The 5,976-nt window shown below is 61.5% G+C and carries 2 protein-coding genes; both read right to left on the bottom strand.

Annotated features, from left to right (window positions below):
* Window positions 1-110: 110 nt before the first annotated feature.
* Complete coding sequence (locus tag PMI23_RS25415) at window positions 111-581, bottom strand: chemotaxis protein CheW (RefSeq protein WP_007913679.1); 471 nt, start codon at window positions 579-581, stop codon at window positions 111-113.
* On the bottom strand, window positions 574-5,976 hold a 5,403-nt coding region (locus PMI23_RS25410; RefSeq protein ID WP_049969884.1), incomplete at its 5' end, for an Hpt domain-containing protein. The genes PMI23_RS25415 and PMI23_RS25410, both read right to left, overlap by 8 nt.

The raw sequence follows: 5,976 nt of genomic DNA, 5'->3' as shown, positions 1-5,976 counted from the left end.
AGCCAGCTCCCACAGTGTCCGAGTTGTATTCGAATTCTGTGAACCACACAAAACCCTGTGGGAGCTGGCTTGCCAGCGATGAGGCCAGTCAGAGCAACACAAATTCTGGATCAGTGAACCAGCCCCGCCTCCACCAACAACTTCTCCAGCCCCAACAAATCCGGCACCTTAGCCACCTGTTCCCCGACCTGCACCGCCGCCTGCTCCAGCGCACACAACGGCACGTCGACATAACTCAACTGACTATCAAGCTTGTACGACCGTGGAATCCCCTGCACCAGCAGTGCAATGAACTTCAACTCCGGCAACCCACCCAGCGCATTCAAAATCACGATCCGCGCGCGCTCGCCAATGACGATTTTCTGCCCGCAGGCCGATTCAAAACTCAGCAACGGAATCTGCCGCTCACGCCACGTAACTTTGCCCAGATACCACGGCGGCGTGTCCAGATCGAAGGCACTGGCCTGGTAATCGATCAACTCAGCGACAGCGACGTTAGGCAGGATCAGATTGCGATCCGCCAGCGGCAGCAGCAACCCGGTCAGTTGGCTGCTGCGCTGATTATGCCGGCGCTCATGCATGTTTCTTGCTCCACTGGGCAATGCTTTCAAGCAGCACCGACTCTTGATAAGGCTTGCCGAGGTAGTCGTTGACGCCGATAGCCATGGCGCGGTCGCGGTGTTTCTGCCCGGTGCGTGAGGTGATCATGATGATCGGCAGGTGTTGCAGGCGTTCGTCGTTGCGCACCTGAGTGGCGACTTCGAAGCCGTCCATGCGCGGCATTTCGATGTCGAGCAGCATCAGGTCGGGCATGTGTTCTTCGAGCAACAACATGGCGTCGACACCGTCCTTGGCGGTCAGCACGTTCATGCCGTGACGTTCGAGCAAACGGCTGGTGACCTTGCGCACAGTGACCGAGTCGTCGACCACCATCACCAGCAGTGGTTTGTGCGGTTCGTTGTCGATCTCCGGCAGCGTTGATGTCGGCGCAATGCGTGCCTGCATGGCGCGGATTGGTGCGAGCAAATCGAGAATCAGCACCACCCGGCCATCGCCGAGAATCGTCGCGCCGGACACGCCCTGCACCGCCGCGAATTGCGCGCCAAGGCTTTTGACCACGATCTCGCGCGTGCCTGCCATGGTATCTACTAGCACGGCGATACGCCGGTCGTTGTAGTGCACCAGCAGCACCGGCAACGGCAGGTTCTGGCCGAGCAGTTTCGGCCGTGGCGCGGTTTTCAGCAGTTCGCCGAGGTAGCACAGTTCATAGGTCTGGCCGCCGTACTGGTAACGCGGCGGATCAGCACGAAAGTGAGCTTCCAGATCATTCGGCAACACGCGGACGATGCCTTCGATGGTGTTCAGCGGAATCGCGTATTGATCCTCACCGCACTGCACCATCAACGCGCGGTTGACCGACACGGTGAACGGCAAGCGAATACGGAAATGCACGCCCTGCCCCGGCACGGAATCGATGCTCATGCTGCCGCCGAGCTGCCGCACCTCTTCGTGCACTACGTCCATACCGACGCCACGCCCGGAAATCTGCGTGATTTTTTCGGCGGTCGAGAATCCCGGCTGGAGGATGAACTGCAACACGTCGCGGTCGCTGATCTCGGCTTCCGGCGCGAGCATGCCGCGTTTGATCGCCTTGCGCCGCACCGCCTCCAGCGGAACCCCGGCGCCGTCGTCGCGAATGTCGAAAACGATGTCGCCACCCTCGCGGGACAGGTCGAGGCTGATCTGCCCTTGCGCCGGTTTACCCGCCGCCAGCCGCACCTCGGCGGACTCCAGACCGTGGTCGACGGCGTTGCGCAGCATGTGTTCCAGCGGCGCGGCCATGCGTTCGAGGACGTTGCGATCCATCTCGCCTTCAGCGTTGCCGACGACGAAGGCGACGTCTTTGTTCAGCTCTTCAGCGACCTGACGGACGATGCGTTTGAGGCGCGGCAACATGCGCTCGAACGGCACCATGCGCGTGCGCATCAGGCCTTCCTGCAATTCGGTGTTGATGCGGCCCTGTTGCTGCAACAGGTTCTCGGCGTCGTGATTGCGCCGATCGAGGGTTTCCTTGAGATCGAGCAAGTCAGAGGCGGATTCGAACAGCGCCCGCGACAGTTGCTGCAACTGCGAATGGCGGTCCATTTCCAGCGGATCGAATTCTTCGTAACCGAGGCGTTCGGCATCGACTTGCTGGCGGCTGAGAATCCGCCCCTGAGTTTCAGTGTCGAGACGGCGCAACTGATCGCGCATCCGTTCGATGGTGGTTTCCATCTCGTTCAGCGCGATCTGCGCGTCGTTGACTTGCTGTTCGATACGACCACGGAAGATCGAGGTTTCGCCGGCCAGATTGACCAGTTCATCAAGCAGTTCGGCGGAGACCTTGACCATGTCCGCGCCAGCCTCGGCAGCCGGCGGCGCCGCGTCAGTCTTAACCGGAACAGACAGCACTGGCGGTGTTTCTACCGCCACCGGGTGACTGAAATTCTGGATCGCATTGATCAACCGATCCGCCGGCGGACACGGTTGCCCGGCACGCACGCCATCGAGCATTTGTGCCAAGCGATCATGACCGCGCTGCACCAGCGCAAACAGCTCCGCCGATGGCTGCAACGCCCCGGTCGAGAGACTTTCGTAAAGGTATTCCAACTCATGGGCAAGGTCGCCGATCGGGCCGATCTCGACCATCCGCGCGCCGCCCTTGAGGGTGTGCAGATCGCGCAGCAGGGTTTCCACTTCCTGGCGATTGCCCGGCTCGGCCTGCCAGCGCAGCAGCGCGGCGCCGGAGTTTTCGATGATGTCGAAACCTTCCTCGAGAAAGATCTCCAGCAGCTCCGGGTCGTGGCCAGCGCTGTCGTGATCGGCCGCTGGCTGGGGCGTTTCGCTGACGGCCTGGCCTTGACGCACCTGACGCAGGGTTTCGATCAAATCCTGCGCCGGGGTCAGTGGCTGATGTTGTTGCAGTTGTTCAAGCAGCAGCGCCAAACGCTCATGACTCTTGAGCAGCAGACGCCTCAAGGTTTCGCTGTAGTTGAAGCGACGATCGACCAGACCTTCGTAAAGGCTTTCCAGCTCTTGGGCCAGATCGCCGATGGCCTCGACTTCGGCCATCCGCGCGCCGCCCTTGAGCGTATGCAAATCGCGCTGCAACGAGGACAGTGGCGCGGTGTTGTCCGGGTCGCTCAACCAGCGCTGCAAGGCCTGGCCTGAGCTGTCGAGAATGTCCACCGCCTCTTCGAGGAAGATCTCGACAATCTCGTCATCGGGCTCAAGCGCCATTGCCTTTTGCTGCAACTCTGCGGTGGCGCTGCCCAGTTCACGGATGCTCAGGGTGCGGCTGCCATCGCTGCGAATCAGGCCCATGGAAGAAGGATCGAGGCTCTGATCGAGCAGATCATGCAACGCCCGAATCCGCTCTGGCTGCGGCGTGACTTCCTGACCGGCAGCCAGTTCATCGAGCATGTTGATCAGCGCTTCATGGGCGTTCTGCGCTTCCTGGAAAAACTGCTCGCTGACCGCCAGGCTGCTTTCTTCCACGGCGCCGTAGAGATCGAGCAAGGCTTCGCACAACACATCCACCGGCAGCAAATCCGCCAAATGCGCGCCTTCGCCAAGGGTGGTCAGTTCATCCAGCAAGGCGCTGAGTTCCTGACGCTCGCCGGGGTGTTGCTGCCAGCGCTGTAGCAGGCTCTCAGCATCCAGCAGGATGTCCATGCCTTGAGCGAGGAAGTTATTGATCAGTTGCGGATCGCGCTTGACCCGCAGGCCGGTATTGGGCGCATCGAGGATCGACGCCAGACGCTCGGCAAGCAGGGTTTCCGAGCGTTTGATCAGCGACTGCGCACCGACAATCGGCGCTAGCGGATCATGCTTGAGCTGACGCAGACCGACGCGGAACAGGCCCTCGGCTTCAAGCAGCAATTCCACTTCGTCGAGGTCCAGCGGCAACTGGTGCGCCTTGAACTCGCGGGCCAGTTGATCGAGCGGTGCAGCGAGTTCGGCAATCGGCAATACGCCGGCCATCGAGGCGCTACCCTTTAACGTATGCAAGGCGCGCTGCAACTCGTCACTGGCCTGCAACGGCACATGCTCGGCGGCCTGATCGAGAAAACGGTTGAGGCTGGCGAGGTGGGTTTCGGCTTCGTTGCGGAAGATCTCCAGCAACAACGGATCGAGTGCCGCCAGATCGTCGACGTCTTCGGCGGCCAGCGGTTCATCGCCTTTGGCCAAGGCGTGGGCGCGAGCAGCGAGTTGATCGACATCGCTGCGCTGACGCTGGCTGTTGGTGGCGAATTCGTTGATCAACTCGGGCAGCAACAACACCGTGTCGGTGAGCAGTTGCTGCACCACCGAACCGGGCTCGACGCTCTGTTCGAGCACGCGGTTGAGCAGGTTTTCCACCGCCCAGGCCAGTTCACCGAGGATCAGCGCGCGGACCATGCGCCCGCTGCCCTTCAAGGTGTGGAAAGCGCGGCGCAGCTCAGTCAGCGCGTCGCGATCCTGCGGATTGGCCGACCAGCGCGGCAGGTATTCGTGGAGAACTTCGAGGACCTCATCGGTCTCTTCAAGGAAAACTTCGCGCAGTTCATCGTCGACCGGCTCTTCATCGGCCGGTGGCGGCATCAGGCTGCCGGGAGTGATCAGCGCCGGCGGGTTGAGCGCAGAAACCGGGCTGGCCAGAACGTCGGCCAGCGACTGTACGGTTTCCGGATCGTCGAGCGCCTGCATATCCTGTATCACCAGCGCTTCGCTGGGGCTGAGCACGTCGTCGAGCACGGGCACATGCGGTTCATTTGGAAAGAACCCGAGGCTGGCGAGGGACTTCTGCGCGACGTCCAGCAATTGTTCGCCCGGTGCCTGCGGGTCGTCACTCAAGCGTTCGAGGTAGTACTCAAGGCTACTGATGACATCGGCCAGATGATCGAGTTGTTCCCAACCCGGCTCGTGCGGATCAAGCAGCAGATGTTCGCGGATAAAACCGTTGCAGGCTTCGACCAGACTCGCCGCGCGGCTGAGTGGAATCATCGCCAGCGCACCGCGCACCTGCGTCAGCAACGCCGGCAACGGTTGCAGTTGCTGGCGATCCCAATCGGCGTCGATGTAGTCGACGATCATGTCCTTGGCCTGTTGCAGGCAGATGCGCGCTTCCTTGATGACGATCTGGTGGATCTGCGTCAGGTCGGTGGTTGGCAGGCGCGAATCTTCCGGGCTTTCCGGCTCGACGGTGCCGACCATTCCGGCCAACGTCGCTTCGACGTAAAGCAGCGCACCGGCAACGTCCATCAGGATCGCGTCATTCGGTTCGCGCTGGCCTTGGGCAAGGCTGAGTACCACGGCCAATTGATCGATGATGACTTTGCGCGGCTGGCCGAAACCGAGCACGGCCAACGTGTCGGCGATCTGCCGCAGCGGTGCCAGCAGGCTTTCCAGATCGGAAGTGTGCTGGCGGTCGCTGCGCACGAACAGGTCGAGGCGTTCCTTGACCCGCACCAGTTCCTCACACAGCGCTGCCAGCACCGAGCGCATCGCATCGCGGTCGGGGCCGGCCAGGCGCGCACGTTCTTCGTCGACCATCGCGCTGTCGGGCAACGCGTCGTCCAGGGAGTAGCGATCTTTCATGGTCAGCATCTGCCCGGTGGGATGTTCGGCTTTGGCAATATAGAACAACAGGCTTTTCAGCAACTCTGCCGGGGGCACTTGGTTGAGCCCGATCATGCCTTGTTCGAGCAGGCGTTTGAGCTCTTTGTCGGCGTCCTTGAACAGGCTGCGCAGCGCCGGGCTGTTGGCGATCACGCCCTCGCGCATGCCTTCGACCAGCGCCGAGGCGACTTGCCACAGCGGGCTCAGGGGCGCATCACCGCTCAGCGCTTCGAGGCGGGTGAAGACTTTCGCCAGATAGTCGAGATGCGTTTGGTCATTCTGTTCGCGCAACAAACCGACCAAAGCCATTTGCAGCATCTGGCGCAATTTGCGCAG

This window comes from Pseudomonas sp. GM24, assembly GCF_000282235.1.
Taxonomy (GTDB): domain Bacteria; phylum Pseudomonadota; class Gammaproteobacteria; order Pseudomonadales; family Pseudomonadaceae; genus Aquipseudomonas.
This window is presented reverse-complemented; position numbering and strand designations above follow the sequence as displayed.